Genomic DNA, 17,094 nt, shown 5'->3' with positions numbered 1-17,094 from the left:
GGCTCAGCCCTCGTCTTCGTCCTTCAGCAGGTCTTCCTTGCTGATCGGCGCGTCCTTGACCTCGGCCTGGCCGAAGATCAGCTCGCAGACCTTCTCCTCATAGACCGGCGCGCGCATCTGGGCCGCGGCGTTCGGGTTCTGGCGATAGAAGTCCAGCACCTGACGCTCCTGCCCCGGATAGTTGCGCGCCTCGGCCATGATGGCGTTGTTCAGCTCCTGATCCGTGACCTGCACGTTGTTGGCCCGGCCGATCTCCGCCAGCACCAGCCCCAGGCGCACGCGGCGCTCGGCGATCTTGCGGTACTCTTCCTTCAGCGCCTTCTCGGACTTCTTGGCGTCCTCCGCGTCCAGGCGGCCGGCGTCCTTGTCGGCCTGCACCTGGCGCCAGATGCCGTCGAACTCCTGCTCGACCATCTTCGGCGGCAGGTCGAAGCTGTGCTGCGCGTCCAGCTGGTCCAGCAGGCCGCGCTTCAGCTTGAAGCGGGCGGCGCCCGCGTACTGCTGGTTCAGGTTCTGGCGCAGCAGGTCCTTCAGCTTGTCCAGCGACTCCAGACCCAGGCGCGTGGCGAACGCGTCGTCGATCTTGGCCTCCGCCTCGGCCTTGATCGCCTTCACGGTGACGTCGAACGTCGCCGCCTTGCCGGCCAGGTGCCCCGCGCCGTAGTCGGCGGGGAAGGTGACGTTCAGCGTCTTCTCGTCGCCGACCTTCACGCCCTTCAGCTGCTCCTCGAAGCCGGGGATGAAGCGGTTCGATCCGATCACCAGATCCGCGTCGGTGGCCGAGCCGCCTTCAAAGACCTCGCCGTCGACCTTGCCGACGAAATCGATGGTGACCTGGTCGCCCTCGGCCGCCTTCACCGTCTTGCCGGTCTTGTCCTCATAGGTCTTGGCCTGACCGGCCAGATCCTTCAGCGCCTCGTCCAGATCGGCGTCGGTCGCCTCATAGACGGGACGCTCCAGCTTCAGCGTCTTGACGTCGACCGGCGTGAATTCCGGCATGACCTCCAGCGACATCTCATAGGTCAGGTCCTCCTGACCGGCGACCACCTTGTCCATGTCGCTGACCAGCTTCATCTCGGCCGGCGCGGCGGGACGCAGCTTGGCCTCGTCCAGCGCCTTCTGGCTGGACGTGTTCAGCGCCTCGTTGACGATCTCGCCCATCAGGTCGCGCCCGTAGGTCTTCTTCACGTGCGCGGCGGGCACCTTGCCGGGACGAAAGCCCTTGAGCTTCATCTGCGGCGAGACTTCCTTGATCTTGGCGTCCAGCTTCTCGTTCAGCTCGGCGGCGGGGATGGTCACCGCGATCGTGCGGCTGAGACCTTCGTTCGACTTTTCGACGACTTGCATGGGCGGGACGATCTGACGCTCTGGGGCGCGGACGGACGGGCGGACGCGCGATGGGAAAAGCAAGAAGGGCCGCCCTTGGTCAGGGCGGCGCCTCGAAGCCCGCCCTTATGTCGAGGCGGGGGGAAAAGGTCAACGCGGGCGGCTACAGCCCCAGCGCATCCATCGCCGGCGCTTCATAGGGGCCATCCTCGCCCGGTGTGCGCAGCCGATCGGCGAATCCGCCCGCCTCCGTCGCCAGCTGGTGAATCAGACTGTGCCCGCACGGCGCGATGTTGGGGCGAGCCGCGAACACGGGGTCTGCAAACGCTTCGTCGGCGTCGATCAGGGACCAGCCCGCGTCCCGAAACGCCTTGAGCACCATCGGCAGGAACAGGGCCGTCGTGAGATTGTGATGAATCAGCAGCGTGTGGGCCGGCGACCGGCCCAGCACGGCCCGGGCCAGACCATCGTAGAAGGCGGCGCGGTCCAGCAGATGTCGCACGAGATACGCGCCGTACGGCATGACGTCCGCGCCTGGCTCCTTTTCGAGCCGGGCCAGCAGGCGCTGGTTCACGTACCAGTCAGAGGCGTCGACGGTCACATGCCCGTTCATCAGGCCGCGGGTATGCAGAACCTCGCGCATCCGGTCCCGGCTTTCGGCGGTCCGCCCCTCGGCCAGATAAGGAAACCGGAACCACGGCCGCCAGGTCGGCAGGTCGACGATCAGGGCGGCGGCGCGGTCGACGTCCGCCCCTAGATCGCCGGGGGCCGCCCCGCCATAGTAGGCGTGGCTGTAGGTGTGGTTGGCGACGAAATGACCGGACTCCGCCCAGCTCTGCAGGTGCGCGCGGGCTTCGACGGTCTCGACGTGCTTGCCCGTCACGAACCCCGCCGCCTTGATCCGTTCGAAGTAAAGCGCGTCGAGGATGCCGTGATGGCGTGTGTCCGCGCTGACCAGCGGCCCGTCGTCAAATCGAAAATCGTCGATCGTGACGGCCAGCCGCGGCCGATCCCCGGCTGCGGCCGGCACGGCCGCCGCCGCGCCACAAGCCAGTCCCGCCAAAAGGCCGCGTCGATGCATCATCCGGCCAGCCTATGCTGATCGGCGCGGCACGCCTATCTCTGCACGCATGACCGACGCCTCCTCCCCCCTCGGCCTGTTCGTCGCGCCGGTGACCGCCTTCCAGCAGAACTGCACCACCGTCTGGTGCACGAAGACGAACAGGGCGGCCGTCATCGACCCCGGCAGCGGCGTCGGTCCGATCCTCGCCGAGATCGCCCGGCGCGGGCTGACGCTGGACCAGATCTGGATCACCCACGGTCACCTGGACCACGCCGGCGGCGCCGCCGAGATGTCGGAGAAGTCCGGGGCCCCCATCATCGGCCCGCACCCGGAGGACCAGTTCTGGATCGACGGCATCCCGGCCCAGGCGGCGCAGTACGGGCTGGAGCCGATGCGCAGCTTCGCCCCGACGCGCTGGCTGGACGAGGGCGACGTCCTGACGCTGGGCGAGACGACCTGGGAGGTCTTCCACACCCCCGGCCACACGCCGGGGCACGTCATCTTCTTTTGCCGCGCCGCGCGCTTCGCCCAGGTCGGCGACGTCCTTTTCCAGGGCTCGATCGGCCGCACCGACTTTCCGCGCGGCGACCTGCAGACGCTGATCTCGTCCGTCACCGAAAAGCTCTGGCCGCTGGGCGACGACGTCCAGTTCGTGCCCGGCCACGGCCCTGGATCCACCTTCGGCGCCGAGCGGCGGACCAATCCCTTCGTGTCCGACGCGGCGCTGGGCCGCGGCTGAACGGAGCCGTTCGCGGGACGTTGGCTTCCTGAACCTCGTCAGGAGCCCCCCATGCACGACCCCATGCCCGAACCCGTCTCGCCGCCAGAGGTGCCCGACACGGCGCCTCCGGGGCCCGAGATCGATCCGCCGCAGCCCTCGCCGGACGGCCCGCCCATGCCGGAGCCGGGAAACCCCGGCCGCCCCGCCGCATGAGCTGATTCGCTCATAAGTCAGCGGTTTGCGGCTCGCGCGCCTGTTACCGGCGACCGGGAACGTAAGCCCCCCACACGGATTGTGACTGCAACCCAAACGCCACAGTGAGGATGGACCGCCCCATGTCTCTTCAGCCCCCCAAAGCGTCCGGAGTCTCCAAGCGCGGCTTCGCTTCCATGGACCCCGAGCGTCAGCGTGAGATCGCCCGCAAGGGCGGCGCCAGCGTGCCCAGCGAGAAGCGTTCCTTCTCCCAGGACCGCAGCCTGGCCGCCAAGGCCGGCCGCAAGGGCGGCGAAGCCTCCCACGGCAGCCGCAAGCCCGGTGAGCCCGTTCCCCGCGTGAACTGAGGCTTCAGGCCGCCAGCAGGGCCAGGGCGACGGACGGATCGGGGCTCACGTCCAGTCGCACCAGTTCCCAGCCGGCCGCCGACGCCGTGTCGCGCAGGGTCGCCTCGCTGAACTTGCGCGAGCTTTCGGTGTGGATCGTTTCGCCGGCCTCGAAGCCGAAGCTGCGGCCGCCGACGCGAACCGTCTGCGGCCGCATCGATTCCAGATGCATCTCCACGGCCGACCGCGCCGGGTTCCAGATCGCCCGGTGGCGGAAGGCGCCCAGATCGAAATCCGCCTTCAGCTCGCGGTTGGCCCTAGCGAGTAGGTTCAGGTTGAACGCCGCCGTGACCCCCTCCGGATCGTCGTAGGCCCGCTCCAGCACGGCGGCGTCCTTGATCATGTCGACGCCCAGCACGAACAGGGCGTCCGGCCCCAGCAGTTCACGCGCCCCGCGCAGGAACCGCACCGCCTCCTCCGGCTCCAGATTGCCGATGGTGGATCCCGGGAAGAAGCCCACCCGACGTCCCGGCGGCAGATCGGCCGGCAGCGTCAGCGGCGACAGAAAGTCCCCGGCCACCGTGTGAATCGTCAGGTCCGGATAGGCCGCTTCCAGACGCGCCTTGGCCTCCCTCAACGCATCGGCGCTGATGTCGACCGCCACGTAGGCCGCCAGATCGCCTGCGGCGTCCAGCACCTTGCGCGTCTTCTCGCTGGCGCCGGATCCGAACTCCACCAGCACCGCGCCCGGTCCGAACGCCTCGGCCAGCCGGGGGGCCGTCCGCTCCAGCAGCGCCGCCTCCTGCCGCGTCGGATAATACGCCTCCAGGCGCGTGATGTCCTCGAACAGCTCGCTTCCGCGCGCGTCGTAGAACCACTTGGGCGAGGTCGCCTTGCGCGGACGGCTCAGCCCCTCGATCAGCGCCTCACGGAACGCCTGGGTCTGCACGGGCTCCAGCGCCCGCTCCGCGATCGACGGCTCGTCGGCCAACCGGATGCCCGATAACGCCCAGCGGCACCGGGGCGCGAAGAAGTTGCGATACGTCGTCCGCGCATGGCCCTCCGGCGTCGCCCACGACGATCCCCGCAGCACCTGCTGACCGCTCATGAACTTGCCGTTGTACTCCGACGCCGTGCCCGGCGTCGGATGAAAGCGGGGATAGGCCAGATAGGCGCTGGCGGTCCACTGCCAGACCTCGCCGAACGCGTCGGCCAGAAGGCCCGCCTCCGCCGCGACCTCCCACTCCGCCTCGGTCGGCAGGCGCTTGCCCGCCCAGCGCGCGAAGGCGTCGGCCTCATAGAAGCTGACGTGCCGCACCGGTTCGGACGGGTCCACCGCCCGACGGCCGGTCAGCGTCATCGTCGTCCACAGCCCGTCCGCCTCGCGCCGCCAGTACATCGGCGCCTTCCAGCCCTCGGCCTGCACCGTCGCCCAGCCGTCCGACAGCCACAGTTCCGGCCGCTCGTAGCCGCCGTCCTCGATGAAGGTCAGCCAGCGCCCGTTCGTCGCCAGACCGCGGGCGATCGCGAACGGCTCCACGAAGGTCTGGTGCCGCGGCGTCTCGTTGTCGAACGCGAAGCTCCCCGGCGCCGCGCCGATCTCGACCAGACCTCCCTCGACGCGCGCGAACCCCTGCCCGGCCTCCGGCGCCGGCGTCTGCCGCGGCTCGGCGTCGTATGCCGCCGGCTCCAGCGGCGACCGGCTCATCAGGTGCAGCAGGTCCATCAGGAACAGCTCGCAGTGCTGCTCCTCGTGGGCCAGGCCAAGATCGAACAGATAGCGCTCGTGCTCGTCCTGCAGCCCGTCGGCCAGAAAGGCCTCCATCCGCCGATCCACCTCGGCGCGATACGCCAGGATCTCGTCCAGCGACGGCCGGGTCATCAGCCCCCGCTCCGACCGCGCCACCCGCTCGCCCAGCGCCTCGTAATAGCTGTTCAGCACCAGCTTCAGTTGCGCGTCGACGGGCTCATGGCCCTCGCGCCGGCCCAGCAGCATCGTCTCGAAGAACCAGCTGACGTGTCCCAGGTGCCACTTTCCCGGGCTGGCGTCCGGCATCGACTGCGCCTGCAGGTCCTCCGCGGTCAGCCCCGCGGCGAGCGCCGGCATGCGCGCCCGCACGTGGCGATAGCGCGCCACATCGTCGCCTGCGCCGCGCGCGGCCTTGGCTGACGCTTTCATGGAAGGCTCCTGTCGCGGGCGCCGCCCCGATGTCGGCCACCCTGCACAGAACACCTCGGCATGCCGTACGTTGCCTGCAAGGGCGAAGAAACGGCCAAGCTGCCACGCCGTGTCAGCAGTCCGTCAGCGGACCGGCCGGCCGCCGTGCTTCGCATACTCCAGCCGCGCGATGGTGCGGTTGTGCACCTCGTCGGGCCCGTCGGCGATGCGCAGGGTCCGCACCGTGGCGTACAGCTCCGCCAGGGGGAAGTCGCCCGACACGCCCGCGCCGCCGAACGCCTGGATGGCGTCGTCGATGACCTTCAGCGCCATGCGCGGCGCCGCCACCTTGATCTGGGCGATCTCGCTCTTGGCGTTCTTGGCCCCCGCCTCGTCCATCATCCAGGCGGCCTTCAGCACCAGCAGGCGGCACATCTCGATGTTCGTCCGCGCCTCCGCGACGCGCTGCTCCCAGACGGAATGCTCGGCGATGGCCTTCCTGAAGGCGGTCCGGCCCAGCAGCCGCTCGACCATCAGGTCCAGCGCCCGCTCGGCCGCACCGATCACGCGCATGCAGTGGTGGATGCGTCCCGGCCCCAGCCGGCCCTGGGCGATCTCGAATCCCCGGCCTTCGCCGGCGATCAGGTTTTCGACCGGCACGCGCACGTTCTCCAGCACCACCTCGGCGTGCCCGATCGGCAGCTCCTGGTACCCGAACACCGACAGCATCCGCTCGACGCGGAACCCGGGCGTGTCCACCGGCACCAGGATCTGGCTCTGCTGCTGGTGCGTGGCGGCCCCGAAATCGGTCTTGCCCATGACGATGGTGATGGCGACGTTCGGGTGCGCCATGTTGGTCGACCACCACTTGCGGCCGTTGATGACGTAGTGGTCGCCGTCGCGCTCGATGCGCGTCTCGATGTTCGTCGCGTCCGAACTGGCGACCGCCGGCTCGGTCATCAGGAACGCCGAGCGGATCTCCCCCGCCATCAGCGGCTTCAGCCAGCGCGCCTGCTGCTCCGCGTTCCCATAGAGGTGCAGCACCTCCATGTTGCCGGTGTCCGGCGCATTGCAGTTGAACACCTCGGCCGACCACAGCCGGCGCCCCATCATCTCGGCCAGCGGCGCATATTCCAGGTTGGTCAGCCCCGCCCCGTGCTCTCCGGGCAGGAACATGTTCCACAGCCCCGCCTCGCGCGCCTCGGCCTTCATGGTCTCCATGATCGGCGGCTGGCGCTTCGGGTCCTCATGAACCTGCGCCCAGTACTCGGCCTCGCGCGGGACGACGTTGGCCTCGATGAAGCGCGCGACCCGCTCCTGCCAGTGGAGGCCGCGGTCGGAATGACGGAAGTCCATGGACGCCTCCTGATGGCGAAACGGCGCGGCCCCGTCGGGAACCGCGCCGTCTGAAAACTCAGTGCGGGGCCGGGCTCAGCGCTTCAGCAGCGGGGCTAGGCGCTGGGCGATCATCATGTCGCCCGCCACCTTCAGCTTGCCCTGCATGAAGGCCATCATCGGGTCCAGCCTGCCTTCCGACAGGGCGATGAAGTCGTCCCACGACATCGTCACGGTCGCGTCGGCCGGCTTGTCCTCGTTGGTCACCGAGTTCGGGACCGAGGCGCCGTCGATGTAGATCTTTCCGGTGTCGCCCAGGTCGATCTTCACGGTCTTGCCCAGACCGGAGTTGTCGCCCACGGCGCCGCGGATGTGTTCGGTGACGGAAGGCAGGTCGGCCATGGTCGTCTCTCCTTGGGAACGGTTGTGGCCACCGGCCTAGCGCGCGCTCACCGCCCTGCCAAGGTCACGCGGGGTCAAGTTGCGGCGAGCGCGTCTGCGTCGTCCGCCTTCTTCCGCCGCAGCTCGATCAGCCGCACGCACCAGATCGAGATTTCGTAGAGCAGCACCAGCGGCACGGCCAGCATCAGCTGGCTGATCGGATCCGGGGGCGTCACCACCGCGGCGACCACGACCACGGCGACGATGGCATAACGCCGCCCCTCGGCCATGAATTTCGACGAGATCAGTCCCGCCAGCCCCAACAGGGTCATCACCACCGGCAACTGGAAGCACAGGCCGAACGCCAGCAGCAGCGCGGTCACCAGGTTCAGGTATTCCGAGATCTTGGGCAGCAGCGCCACGGACACCCCGTCGCCCACCACCTGCTGCCCCAGCGAGAACCACATGACGAACGGCAGCATGACGAAATAGACCAGCGCCCCACCCAGCAGGAACAGCAGGGGCGCGGCCAGCAGGAACGGCAGGAAGGCGCCCTTCTCGTTGCGGTACAGCCCCGGGGCGACGAACCGGTACAGCTGAAAGGCCAGCACCGGAAAGGCCAGCACCACGGCGCCGAAGCCGGCGATCTTCATCTTGGTGAACAGCTGCTCCAGCGGCGCGGTGGCGATCAGCTGGACGACCTCCTGCCCCCCGTCCGGCACGGGCTGAAACCCGGCCGTCACCGCGATCAGGTCGAAGGGGTTCACCTGATGCCCCTGCGCCGCGTGCATCGCCGCGGCCGCCTGGAACGGGTGGATCAGGACCAGCTGGATCTGCGCCGCGAAGGTGAAGCAGACGATGAAGGCGATCACGAAGGCGACCACGCACACCAGCAGGCGTCCGCGCAGCTCGATCAGGTGATCCATCAGCGGCGCGCGCGACGCCTCGATCTCGGCCTCGTCCTGCTCGGTCCGGCTCACAGGTCGACCGCCTTCCTGCGCGCGACCTTCGGCTTGGCGGCGGACGCCCTGGCCTTGCCGGAAGCAGGCTTCGTGGCCGCCTTGGGGCCAGGCTTGGCGGTCGGGGCGGCGGCCTTCGTCGCCTTGGGCGCGGTCGTCTTCGTGCGAGCCTTCGGCGCCCTTGTCTCCACCGGCGCCGCCTCGGCCGGCTCCACAGGCGTCGGCCCCGGATCGGCGAACTCCTCCGGTCCCGTCAGCAGCGGCTGGGGCGCGGGCGCCGGCGCTTCGACCGGCCGGTTCAGGTCGGCGTTGATCGCGCGGAAGGTCGCTTCCGCCTCGGCGCCCAGCGGCGCCATCTGCGTGCGGCGCAGGGCGTCGACCTCACGGCGCAGTTCGTCCAGCTCGGACTGGCGCGCCATCTCGTCGAAGCTGGCGCGGAAGTCGTTGGCCATGGCCCGCGCACGCGCCATCGCCTTGCCCAGCTTGCGCATCATCACGGGCAGGTCCCGGGGCCCCACCACCAGCAGGGCCACAAGTCCGATCACCAGAATTTCAAAGCCGCCGATCCCGGGGCCCAGGCCACCCATCCGTCAGGGTCTCCGACGCAGGTTGGCGGTCAGCGGTTCAGCTGGTCTTTTTCGGCGTCCGTGCGCGGCAGGCTGCTCACGCCCTCGGCCGGACCGTCCTTCTTGTCGTCGTCCTTCAGGCCGTCCTTGAAGGCGCGGATGCCCTTGGCCGCGTCGCCCATCAGGCCCGACAGCTTGCCGCGCCCGCCGAACAGCAGGGCGACGACGACGATGACCAGAAGCCAATGCCAGATGCTGATCGCGCCCACGGCGTACTCTCCTCATGCGGACCGGTTCGTCGGCCCCGTCTTCTAGCGCCGCATATAGGCGCTCCGGTGGCGCCAAGCCAAGCGGACCTGTAGTCACGGCGCCAATGAGTCACGTCATCATCCACACCGACGGCGCCTGCAAGGGCAATCCCGGCCCCGGCGGCTGGGGCGCGGTGCTGCAGACCGGCGGCGGTCATGAGAAGGAGCTGTGGGGCGGCGAACCCCTGACCACCAACAACCGCATGGAACTTACCGCCGCCATCATGGCGCTGGAGGCCCTGAACCGCCCCTGCCGCGTGGATCTGCACACCGACAGCCGCTACGTCATGGACGGCATCACCAAATGGATGCCCGGCTGGAAGTCGCGCGGTTGGCTGACCGCCGACAGGAAGCCCGTCAAGAACGACGACCTGTGGAAACGCCTCGACGCGGCCCGCGCCCCGCACCAGGTCAAGTGGCACTGGGTCAAGGGCCACGCCGGGCATGCCCTGAACGAACGCGCCGACGCTTTGTCGAACAGGTGGATCGAGGAACGGCGGAGCTAGCCCGTCGTCACCTTCAGCGTCGCGCCCGACGCGTCGACGACGGTCACATAGGTCCCGACCGGGGCCTCGCCCGCGTTGATCTCCGCCGCCCATTCCGCGCCCGAGACGAACACCCGGCCGCGGCCCGCGACGAACGGCTCCACCACGCGCGCCTGCTGGCCGACCAGCCGCGAGGACCGGTCGTTGACGTCCGCCGCGTCGTTCGGATTCACCCGCTGGATCAGCCGTCGCGACAACAGGGTCATCGCCGCCGTCAGCAGGGCGAAGATGGCGACCTCCGCCGTCAGGCCCAGCCTCAGGCCCAGCGCCGTCAGCACCGCCACCACGCCCGCGGCCACGGCCGGCCACAACAGCCATTCGCTGGAGATGGCGGCCTCCACGGCCAGCAGGGCCACGCCGATCGCCAGCCAGATCCACCACGGCTGCGAGGCGTGCAGGCTCAGGATCGCGTCCATGGTCCTACTCCGTCACGGGGACCGAACCGGCCGGACGCCGCGGCGGGCGCGGCGCCGTCGGCGGGGTCTGGCGCGGCGCCGGCGGCGGGGTCGATCCGCCCGACTGTTGCCGGCCCGCCAAGCCCACCAGCTCGCCGATACCTGCGATGGAGCCGACCAGCGCGCCCATCTCTGCGGGCACGATGACCGTCTTCTGCTGGGGGCTGTTGGCCAGCTGGGCGAAGGCCTCGACGTATTTCTGGGCCACGAAATAGTTGATGGCGTTCACGTCGCCGCGGGCGATGGCTTCCGACACCATGGCGGTGGCGCGGGCTTCGGCCTCGGCTTCCCGCTCGCGGGCCTCGGCGTCGCGGAAGGCGGCTTCCTTGCGCCCCTCGGCCTCCAGGATGGCCGCCTGTTTGGCGCCTTCGGCGCGGGCGATCGCGGCCTGTTTCTCGCCGTCGGCCTCGGTGATCACGGCGCGGCGCTCGCGCTCGGCCTTCATCTGGCGCGCCATGGCGTTGGTGATGTCGGTCGGCGGGGTCAGGTCCTTGATCTCGATCCGGTTGGCCTTGACGCCCCACGGTTCGGTCGCCGCGTCGATCACGTGCAGCAGACGGGTGTTGATGGCGTCGCGCTGGCTCAGCACCTCGTCCAGCTCCATGGAGCCGACCACCGTCCGCAGGTTGGTCATGCACAGCTGGGCGATCGCGTACTGCAGGTCATCGACCCGATAGGCGGCCCGCGCGGCGTCCATCACCTGGATGAAGACGATGCCGTCGACCTTCACCATGGCGTTGTCCTTGGTGATGACCTCCTGCGTCGGCACGTCCAGAACCTGCTCCATCATGTTCATCCGACGGCCAATTCTCTCTACGAACGGTGTCAGGATGTGGATGCCCGGGGCTAGGGTCTTGGTGTATTTGCCGAAGCGCTCGACCGTGAACTCGCGTCCTTGGGGCACGATCTTCACCACGCTGAACAGCAGCACGATCGCGAAGGCGACCAGCACCAGAACGAAGATAGTCGGCAGTTCCATCGGCATCCTCCTGTCCCGGACAGGCTAAGGCGCCGCTTGCCCCGCATCCATCGAAACCGGACGCGAAAGATTACTTCGGCGTAAGAAACCGCGCCGCCGCCAGCCGGATCACCCGCCGCGTCTCGTCCCAGTCGACGCGCGCGCAGGCCTCCTCGATCGGCACGAACTCGGCCGCCGCCGCGTCGTCTCCGGCCACCGGCTCCCCCGCGATCCACCGCGCCGCATGATCGATCAGGACGTAGTGCCGCCCGTGCTCCGGCCAGATGCCGTCGATCACGTCGACCAGCCCCAGCAGTTCCGCCTCCACGCCGGTTTCCTCGCGCAGCTCGCGCAGCGCCGTCTCCACCGCCCGCTCGCCCGGCTCCACCCGGCCGCCGGGGATGCTCCATTGTCCCATGCGCGGCGGCTTGCCGCGACGGATCAGCAGGACGTCGTGTCCGCGAAAACAGATCACGCCGACGGCGGGCACGGGGGCGGGCAGGCTCATGGCCTTCGCTAGCTCTCCCCTTCCCACTCCGGCAAGCCTCTGGGACAAGACGGCATGGATCGCGCCCTGCCCCTGCCCCCGGACCGCCTCAAGACCGCGCTCGACGGCCTGTCCGACGGCCTCGCCGAGCTGAAGGCCGCGCTGGGCCCCGGGGGCTGGACCGACGACCCGCAGGCGATCGCCCCTTGGCTCAGGGAATGGCGCGACCGCTGGCACGGGCACACGCCGCTGATGCTGACGCCCCGCTCCACGGACGAGGTGGCGAAGGCCGTCGCCATCTGCGCCCGCCGCCGCATTCCGATCGTGCCCCAGGGCGGCGCCACCGGCCTGGTCGGCGGACAGGTGCCCTTCGGCGAGGTGCTGCTGTCGCTCCGGAAACTGCGCGCGGTCCGCGCCGTGTCCCCGCTCGACGACGCCCTGACCGTCGAGGCCGGGGTGACGCTGAAGGAAGCGCAGGACGCCGCTCTCGCCGCCGGTCGCCGCTTCCCGCTCAGCCTCGCCGCCGAAGGCACGGCCACGATCGGCGGCGTGATCTCCACCAACGCCGGCGGCGTCCAGGTCCTGCGCTACGGCATGATGCGCGACCTCGTCCTCGGCATCGAGGCGGTCATGCCCGACGGCCGCGTCTTCGACGGGCTCAAGACCCTGCGCAAGGACAACACCGGCTACGACCTCAAGCAGCTTCTGATCGGCGCGGAGGGCACGCTGGGCGTCGTCACCTCCGCCACCCTGAAGCTGTTTCCCCTCCTCCGCTCCCGCGCGACGGCCATCGTCGGCCTGCCCGCCGCCGCCGACGCCGTAGAGCTGCTCTCCCGCGCCAGGGCCGAGACGGGCGGCGGGGTCGAGGCTTTCGAGCTGATGCGCCGCGTCGGCGTCGAGATGGCCGTGCGCAACATCCCCGGCGTGCGCGAGCCGCTGGAGACCGTCACGCCCTGGCTCGCGCTGATCGAACTGGCGTCCGGAGAGGTCGGGGCCGCCGACGCCGCGCTTCAGCGCCTGCTGGAAGCCGCCTTCGACCAGGGCCTGATCGTCGACGCCGCCGTCGCGACCAGCGACGCCCAGCGCGCCGCCTTCTGGAAGCTGCGCGAGGAACAGTCGGCCGCCCAGAAGCCCGAGGGCCCCGGCTGGAAGCACGACGTGTCCGTCCCCGTCTCGCGCATCGCCGAGTTCATCGAGGCGGCCGAAGCCGCCGTGCTGGCGTTCGAGCCCAGGGCCCGCATCAGCGCCTTCGGCCATGTCGGCGACGGCAATCTCCACTACGACGTCATGCGACCTCTCGACGCGGACCCGACGGCCTTCATGGCGCGCCAGCCGGAGGGCTCAAGGGTCGTCCACGACCTCGTCGCCGCCTTCGACGGCTCGATCAGCGCCGAGCACGGTCTGGGCCGCCTCAAGACCGAAGAGGCCCGGCGTTACAAGTCCGACGTCGAAGTGCAGGCCATGCGCGCGATCCGCGCCGCGCTGGACCCCCACCGCATCATGAATCCGGCGGTGCTGTTCTAGCCTTGCGGTTCAAATCGGCGGCGAAGCGGCCTATCTGGCGCCCATGCTGATCGTCCTTTCCCCCGCCAAGCGTCTCGACTTCGCCGGGACGCCCGCCGACCTGCCGGCCACCCGGCACAGGTTCGAGGACGACGTCAGCACCCTGTCGGTCACCGCGCGCCGCCAGACCCAGGCCGAGCTGCGCCGGCTCATGGGCATCTCCGACGATCTGGCCAAGCTCAACCAGCAGCGCTTCAAGGCCTTCGACCCCGCGTCCGACGAGGGGCTTCAGGCCGTCCTCGCCTTCGCCGGCGACGTCTACCAGGGCCTCGACGCCCGTTCGATGTCCCGCGCCGACCTGACGTGGGCGCAGGACCGGCTGCGCATCCTTTCCGGCCTCTACGGCCTGCTGCGCCCGCTCGATCGCATCCAGCCCTACCGTCTCGAGATGGGCACGCGCCTCAAGACCCGCCGCGGCGCCGGCCTCTACGATTTCTGGGGCGATCGCATCTCGAAGGCGCTCAACGCCGACGCGGACGGCCATGACGACCCGACGCTGATCAACCTCGCCAGCCAGGAATATTTCGGGGCCGTCGACGCCCGCGCCCTGAGGATCCCCGTCGTCACCTGCCATTTCCGCGAGGGCGTCAGGGACGGGGGCGGCGAGACCCGCATCGTCTCCTTCTTCGCCAAGAAGGCGCGCGGCGCCATGGCGCGCTTCGCCGTGGAGGGCCGGATCGACCGCGCGGCGGGGCTCAAGGACTTCGCGACCGACGGCTACGCCTTCGACAAGGCCGCATCCACGGATTCGGACTGGATATTCACCCGATAGGGAATATCCTCGCGGTCGCCTTCGCGCCTGCGAACGGCTAGGCTGGGGCAAGACGCCGAAAACGGCGCGCAGGAGACGAGACGACCATGCTGCATTGGCCCAAGCGCGGCGCCGCGCCCGGCGAGTCCGCCCCCGCCGCGCCCCGCGACATGAACGACCTGTCGGGCCAGGTGGCGGTCATCACCGGCTCCACCTCCGGCATCGGCCTGGCCCTCGCCCGCGCCGTGGCCGCGCGCGGCGGCGACGTGGTCCTGAACGGCCTCGGCGACCCCTCCGAGATCGAGCGCACCCGCGCGGGCATCGAGGCCGCCTGCGGCGTCCGCGTCCGCTACCACGCCGCCGACATGCGCCGGGGCGAGGAAGTCGCCGATCTGGTCGCCTTCGCCCGGCACGAACTCGGCCGACTCGACATCCTGGTCAACAACGCCGGGGTCCAGCACGTCGAGGCGATCGAGAAATTCCCGTCCGAGAAATGGGACCAGATCCTCGCCATCAACCTGTCGTCGGCCTTCTACGCCATCCGCGCGGCCGTCCCGATCATGAAGGCCCAGGGCCGCGGCCGGATCGTCAACGTGGCCTCCGCCCACGGCCTGCGCGCCAGCCCCTACAAGTCGGCCTACGTCGCCGCCAAGCACGGCGTCATCGGCCTGACCAAGACCGTGGCGCTGGAGACGGCCCGTGACGGCATCACCTGCAACGCCATCTGCCCGGGCTTCGTCGAAACCCCCATCGTCGAACAGCAGATCGCCGACCAGGCCCGCACCCACGGCATCTCGAAGGAGCGCGTCGTCGACGAGGTCATCCTCGCCAAACAGCCGACCAAACGCTTCGTCACGCCCGACGAGCTGACCGGCCTGTTCCTCTACCTCGTCAGCGACCTCGGCGCCTCCGCCACCGGCGCCAGCTTCTCCATCGACGGCGGCTGGACCGCGCAGTAGGCGCGGCCTCCGCGCCGGAATGCGGACGCGCCCCACACCGGTGAGGGGTGGTTAGCGGACCTCGGGTTCGAGCTGGCGGATTTTTGCGCGCACGGACTGTGTTGACCAAAGCGACAAGTGTGCACGGGCAGGCTTCGACCGCTCGATGACCACAGTCGCGCCCCTCTCCTCAAGAAACCGGCGAAGGCGCTTTCCATTTCGACGCCCCCAGACGCCGACGTAGCAGCTCCATAAGCCACGTCGATAAAAGACTGTGCCGCTGAACGCCCTATGCAGTTCCCTGACGCCCATGAACTTCGAGAGCGCACCTCGCTCGACGACGCAGACAAGGGTGTCCCCGTCAGGACTGAACGTGGGGTCGCGGAAAGAGTAGGCCGTGAGAGGCTTCATCGCATGAAAATGCAGAGCCTGGGCCACGTCCGCAACGGGTGGAAAGCGGACCTGAGCAGAGGGGCGAGATGCGGACCGATCAGAACGTGCCGAGCGCGGCCTGAGCGACAAGTCGAACCTGATCCCACCGAGGATCTGAAGTCAGCGCCTCGCGGGTCCAGAAGGAGGCGTGTGCCTTTCCGCTTAAGTCCGCCAGCATCTCGTCCACAATTCGGACGGCAGCGATCTGACGCTCTGACATCAGCCCTTGCGCGTGCATCGCCAAGTGGGGCGCGAAGGCGTCGTCTAGTTCGAGAGCCAGTTCGTCAGTGCCGTAAGCGACAGCTTGGGGTCCCAGTAGGGCATCGAGATACTCGGCCTGTCTATCGGCGGGCAGCGCGAGGTTGGTCAGCGCGCGTTTCAAAATATCGAGCTGGTGGTCCATGCCCAAGCATATCCCACGGCGCCGCGCCCGCTATGGGTCGGCAGCAGACCGCCGCCCATGGCTGGGAAGCGGACGGCCACTAGTTCGTTTGCGAAGAGCCCAGCGCAGGAAGACCCATTGCGAGCCTACGAAGCCCACCACAGCCGCGATCAGTGTCGGCCAGAAGAATAGGTCAGCGGGCTGGGTGCAGGTCACGCCAGCGTCGATCTGCGCGTCGCTCAGGACGCAATGGGCCATGACCAAGGACCCGAGAACCACTACGGCTGCGGTGTAAAAGGCCGCCGTAATGACGCAAAAGCCGATAGCCGCTCCAAGATAGCGCATCATGCCTCCTGCTCGCTGGAGCGGTCGCCGACCCGCATCCTGACCGTGAAGGCTGCATTCTCGCAAGGTCCGCAACGGGTCGGGAGCGGTCCGTCGCGCGAGGGTTGTCAGCGGACCGCAGCTATGGTGCCCGGCGTGTCCTATAGTCCGCTCTGCCCGTCACAGTTCAGCCCGCTGCCGGATCCGGGTCGCTTGCAGATCAAGTATCCGCCACCTTCGTGGCCCCGCAGGCGAAAGCGAAAAGTGACGTCCTCTCGGAGCGTCGTGTGCGCAAAGTAGCGGACCGGCACGATCCTGCCGGGGAGTTCGCCCGACTCGACTCGCGAGACGTGGAGGTTGGCGGAGAACCAGCTGTGGCCGAGCAGATCGTCGGGGTCATAGACGGACTCGCTGCTCAGGTTTTGCAGTCGACCGATCACAATGACGTCGCCAGAGGGGCCCGCGATCCCTGCGGACGGCCCCCAGTCCGAAACCGTCCGACAGCCGGAAAGTCCCAGCACCGTTGCAGTGACCATTATCTCTGAGAACAGGCTGGACATAGTGACAACATGCGCAGCGCAAGTCGGAGGAGCAAGGTCCGCAACGGGTCGGGAGCGGACTGCCGAGCGGAAGCCATTAGCTGACATCTTGGGCGGTGCCGCCCAACACATGAGGGAAATGCTCCATTGTCCCATTCGTCTGTACGGAAGAGCACCTTGCCCCACTGAATCACTTCGTCGCCGTCCTCGTACGGCTGGCTACGTGTCGGCAGTTCAGGCTCCATTTCTTCCGGCATGATGTGGAAATGATCGCTCTGCTCGCTCAGTCTCTGAAGTTCGCTGACCAACAGATCGCGGCCTGCCGGGTTCAACCAGATTTCGAGCGATCCGTCCTTCGTCCGGC

20 protein-coding genes are annotated in these 17,094 nt (G+C 68.8%); 6 read left to right on the top strand and 14 right to left on the bottom strand.

Annotated elements, in window-relative coordinates; translation table 11 throughout:
• Positions 1 to 3: 3 nt before the first annotated feature.
• Together tig and VGR32_RS09200 are read right to left on the bottom strand one after the other, a co-directional pair.
• Positions 4 to 1,347, bottom strand: coding sequence for a trigger factor (gene tig / locus VGR32_RS09205; RefSeq protein ID WP_327449921.1), 1,344 nt, complete (start codon positions 1,345 to 1,347; stop codon positions 4 to 6).
• 142 nt (positions 1,348 to 1,489) lie between these two features.
• On the bottom strand, positions 1,490 to 2,410 hold the full coding sequence (locus tag VGR32_RS09200) for a polysaccharide deacetylase family protein (RefSeq protein ID WP_327449919.1): 921 nt from the start codon (positions 2,408 to 2,410) through the stop codon (positions 1,490 to 1,492).
• 46 nt (positions 2,411 to 2,456) lie between these two features.
• Here VGR32_RS09200 and VGR32_RS09195 point away from each other — a divergent pair, with 46 nt between their 5' ends.
• A complete protein-coding gene (locus VGR32_RS09195) occupies positions 2,457 to 3,128 on the top strand; it encodes an MBL fold metallo-hydrolase (RefSeq protein WP_327449918.1) in 672 nt (223 codons plus the stop codon).
• 38 nt (positions 3,129 to 3,166) lie between these two features.
• Here the strand turns inward: VGR32_RS09195 and VGR32_RS09190 are convergent, their stop codons facing one another.
• Complete coding sequence (locus tag VGR32_RS09190) at positions 3,167 to 3,337, bottom strand: hypothetical protein (RefSeq protein ID WP_327449917.1); 171 nt, start codon at positions 3,335 to 3,337, stop codon at positions 3,167 to 3,169.
• Between the two features lie 108 nt (positions 3,338 to 3,445).
• On the opposite strand from VGR32_RS09190, the gene VGR32_RS09185 reads away from it, so the two are divergent.
• Entirely contained in the window at positions 3,446 to 3,670 is a 225-nt protein-coding gene (locus VGR32_RS09185; protein WP_327449916.1) for a general stress protein, read from the top strand.
• Between the two features lie 4 nt (positions 3,671 to 3,674).
• On the opposite strand, the gene egtB is transcribed toward VGR32_RS09185, so the two are convergent.
• The 6 genes from egtB to VGR32_RS09155 all read right to left on the bottom strand — a co-directional run bounded on the left by egtB (position 3,675) and on the right by VGR32_RS09155 (position 9,317).
• Entirely contained in the window at positions 3,675 to 5,828 is a 2,154-nt protein-coding gene (egtB, locus tag VGR32_RS09180; RefSeq protein ID WP_327449915.1) for an ergothioneine biosynthesis protein EgtB, read from the bottom strand.
• Positions 5,829 to 5,951: 123 nt separating this feature from the next.
• Positions 5,952 to 7,163 (bottom strand): acyl-CoA dehydrogenase family protein, encoded by a 1,212-nt coding sequence (locus VGR32_RS09175; RefSeq protein ID WP_327449914.1) that lies wholly within the window; start codon positions 7,161 to 7,163, stop codon positions 5,952 to 5,954.
• Between the two features lie 75 nt (positions 7,164 to 7,238).
• Entirely contained in the window at positions 7,239 to 7,544 is a 306-nt protein-coding gene (locus VGR32_RS09170) for an SCP2 sterol-binding domain-containing protein (RefSeq protein WP_327449913.1), read from the bottom strand.
• A gap of 74 nt (positions 7,545 to 7,618) precedes the next feature.
• On the bottom strand, positions 7,619 to 8,503 hold the full coding sequence (gene tatC, locus VGR32_RS09165) for a twin-arginine translocase subunit TatC (RefSeq protein WP_327449912.1): 885 nt from the start codon (positions 8,501 to 8,503) through the stop codon (positions 7,619 to 7,621).
• Positions 8,500 to 9,069 (bottom strand): Sec-independent protein translocase protein TatB, encoded by a 570-nt coding sequence (gene tatB / locus VGR32_RS09160; RefSeq protein WP_414642905.1) that lies wholly within the window; start codon positions 9,067 to 9,069, stop codon positions 8,500 to 8,502. The genes tatC and tatB overlap by 4 nt, the downstream gene beginning before the upstream one ends.
• A gap of 29 nt (positions 9,070 to 9,098) precedes the next feature.
• The gene (locus VGR32_RS09155) at positions 9,099 to 9,317 is read right to left on the bottom strand and encodes a twin-arginine translocase TatA/TatE family subunit (protein ID WP_327449911.1); all 219 of its coding nucleotides are present in this window, start codon (positions 9,315 to 9,317) and stop codon (positions 9,099 to 9,101) included.
• 104 nt (positions 9,318 to 9,421) lie between these two features.
• On the opposite strand from VGR32_RS09155, the gene rnhA reads away from it, so the two are divergent.
• On the top strand, positions 9,422 to 9,862 hold the full coding sequence (rnhA, locus tag VGR32_RS09150) for a ribonuclease HI (protein WP_327449910.1): 441 nt from the start codon (positions 9,422 to 9,424) through the stop codon (positions 9,860 to 9,862).
• Here the strand turns inward: rnhA and VGR32_RS09145 are convergent.
• The 3 genes from VGR32_RS09145 to VGR32_RS09135 form a co-directional block, all read right to left on the bottom strand.
• Complete coding sequence (locus tag VGR32_RS09145) at positions 9,859 to 10,317, bottom strand: NfeD family protein (protein ID WP_327449909.1); 459 nt, start codon at positions 10,315 to 10,317, stop codon at positions 9,859 to 9,861. The genes rnhA and VGR32_RS09145 overlap by 4 nt on opposite strands.
• A 4-nt stretch (positions 10,318 to 10,321) precedes the next feature.
• Positions 10,322 to 11,329 carry an SPFH domain-containing protein gene (locus VGR32_RS09140; RefSeq protein WP_327450565.1) on the bottom strand — a complete coding sequence of 336 codons (1,008 nt, stop codon included), beginning with the start codon at positions 11,327 to 11,329 and terminating at the stop codon, positions 10,322 to 10,324.
• A gap of 76 nt (positions 11,330 to 11,405) precedes the next feature.
• Positions 11,406 to 11,822, bottom strand: coding sequence for an NUDIX hydrolase (locus VGR32_RS09135; protein WP_327449908.1), 417 nt, complete (start codon positions 11,820 to 11,822; stop codon positions 11,406 to 11,408).
• Positions 11,823 to 11,876: 54 nt separating this feature from the next.
• Here VGR32_RS09135 and VGR32_RS09130 point away from each other — a divergent pair, with 54 nt between their 5' ends.
• The 3 genes from VGR32_RS09130 to VGR32_RS09120 all read left to right on the top strand — a co-directional run bounded on the left by VGR32_RS09130 (position 11,877) and on the right by VGR32_RS09120 (position 15,074).
• Positions 11,877 to 13,325, top strand: coding sequence for an FAD-binding oxidoreductase (locus tag VGR32_RS09130; protein ID WP_327449907.1), 1,449 nt, complete (start codon positions 11,877 to 11,879; stop codon positions 13,323 to 13,325).
• A gap of 43 nt (positions 13,326 to 13,368) precedes the next feature.
• The gene (yaaA, locus tag VGR32_RS09125; RefSeq protein WP_327449905.1) at positions 13,369 to 14,136 is read left to right on the top strand and encodes a peroxide stress protein YaaA; all 768 of its coding nucleotides are present in this window, start codon (positions 13,369 to 13,371) and stop codon (positions 14,134 to 14,136) included.
• 149 nt (positions 14,137 to 14,285) lie between these two features.
• Positions 14,286 to 15,074, top strand: coding sequence for a 3-hydroxybutyrate dehydrogenase (locus tag VGR32_RS09120; RefSeq protein WP_327450563.1), 789 nt, complete (start codon positions 14,286 to 14,288; stop codon positions 15,072 to 15,074).
• Positions 15,075 to 15,543: 469 nt separating this feature from the next.
• Here the strand turns inward: VGR32_RS09120 and VGR32_RS09115 are convergent, their stop codons facing one another.
• Complete coding sequence (locus VGR32_RS09115) at positions 15,544 to 15,888, bottom strand: hypothetical protein (protein WP_327449904.1); 345 nt, start codon at positions 15,886 to 15,888, stop codon at positions 15,544 to 15,546.
• A gap of 464 nt (positions 15,889 to 16,352) precedes the next feature.
• Entirely contained in the window at positions 16,353 to 16,751 is a 399-nt protein-coding gene (locus tag VGR32_RS09110; RefSeq protein ID WP_327449903.1) for a hypothetical protein, read from the bottom strand.
• Positions 16,752 to 17,094: the final 343 nt, after the last annotated feature.

Source organism: Brevundimonas sp. (assembly GCF_035935935.1).
Lineage (GTDB): Bacteria > Pseudomonadota > Alphaproteobacteria > Caulobacterales > Caulobacteraceae > Brevundimonas.
Note: the sequence above shows the minus strand (reverse complement) of the source record. Positions and strands in the feature narration are given on the sequence as shown.

Excerpts from the sequence above, each read along its gene's own strand:
- tig (WP_327449921.1), bottom strand. The coding sequence starts at position 1,347 with ATGCAAGTCGTCGAAAAGTCGAACGAAGGTCTCAGCCGCACGATCGCG.
- VGR32_RS09200 (WP_327449919.1), bottom strand. The coding sequence starts at position 2,410 with ATGATGCATCGACGCGGCCTTTTGGCGGGACTGGCTTGTGGCGCGGCG.
- VGR32_RS09195 (WP_327449918.1), top strand. The coding sequence starts at position 2,457 with ATGACCGACGCCTCCTCCCCCCTCGGCCTGTTCGTCGCGCCGGTGACC.
- VGR32_RS09190 (WP_327449917.1), bottom strand. The coding sequence starts at position 3,337 with ATGAGCGAATCAGCTCATGCGGCGGGGCGGCCGGGGTTTCCCGGCTCC.
- VGR32_RS09185 (WP_327449916.1), top strand. The coding sequence starts at position 3,446 with ATGTCTCTTCAGCCCCCCAAAGCGTCCGGAGTCTCCAAGCGCGGCTTC.
- egtB (WP_327449915.1), bottom strand. The coding sequence starts at position 5,828 with ATGAAAGCGTCAGCCAAGGCCGCGCGCGGCGCAGGCGACGATGTGGCG.
- VGR32_RS09175 (WP_327449914.1), bottom strand. The coding sequence starts at position 7,163 with ATGGACTTCCGTCATTCCGACCGCGGCCTCCACTGGCAGGAGCGGGTC.
- VGR32_RS09170 (WP_327449913.1), bottom strand. The coding sequence starts at position 7,544 with ATGGCCGACCTGCCTTCCGTCACCGAACACATCCGCGGCGCCGTGGGC.
- tatB (WP_414642905.1), bottom strand. The coding sequence starts at position 9,069 with ATGGGTGGCCTGGGCCCCGGGATCGGCGGCTTTGAAATTCTGGTGATC.
- rnhA (WP_327449910.1), top strand. The coding sequence starts at position 9,422 with ATGAGTCACGTCATCATCCACACCGACGGCGCCTGCAAGGGCAATCCC.
- VGR32_RS09145 (WP_327449909.1), bottom strand. The coding sequence starts at position 10,317 with ATGGACGCGATCCTGAGCCTGCACGCCTCGCAGCCGTGGTGGATCTGG.
- VGR32_RS09135 (WP_327449908.1), bottom strand. The coding sequence starts at position 11,822 with ATGAGCCTGCCCGCCCCCGTGCCCGCCGTCGGCGTGATCTGTTTTCGC.
- VGR32_RS09130 (WP_327449907.1), top strand. The coding sequence starts at position 11,877 with ATGGATCGCGCCCTGCCCCTGCCCCCGGACCGCCTCAAGACCGCGCTC.
- yaaA (WP_327449905.1), top strand. The coding sequence starts at position 13,369 with ATGCTGATCGTCCTTTCCCCCGCCAAGCGTCTCGACTTCGCCGGGACG.
- VGR32_RS09120 (WP_327450563.1), top strand. The coding sequence starts at position 14,286 with ATGAACGACCTGTCGGGCCAGGTGGCGGTCATCACCGGCTCCACCTCC.
- VGR32_RS09115 (WP_327449904.1), bottom strand. The coding sequence starts at position 15,888 with ATGGACCACCAGCTCGATATTTTGAAACGCGCGCTGACCAACCTCGCG.
- VGR32_RS09110 (WP_327449903.1), bottom strand. The coding sequence starts at position 16,751 with ATGTCCAGCCTGTTCTCAGAGATAATGGTCACTGCAACGGTGCTGGGA.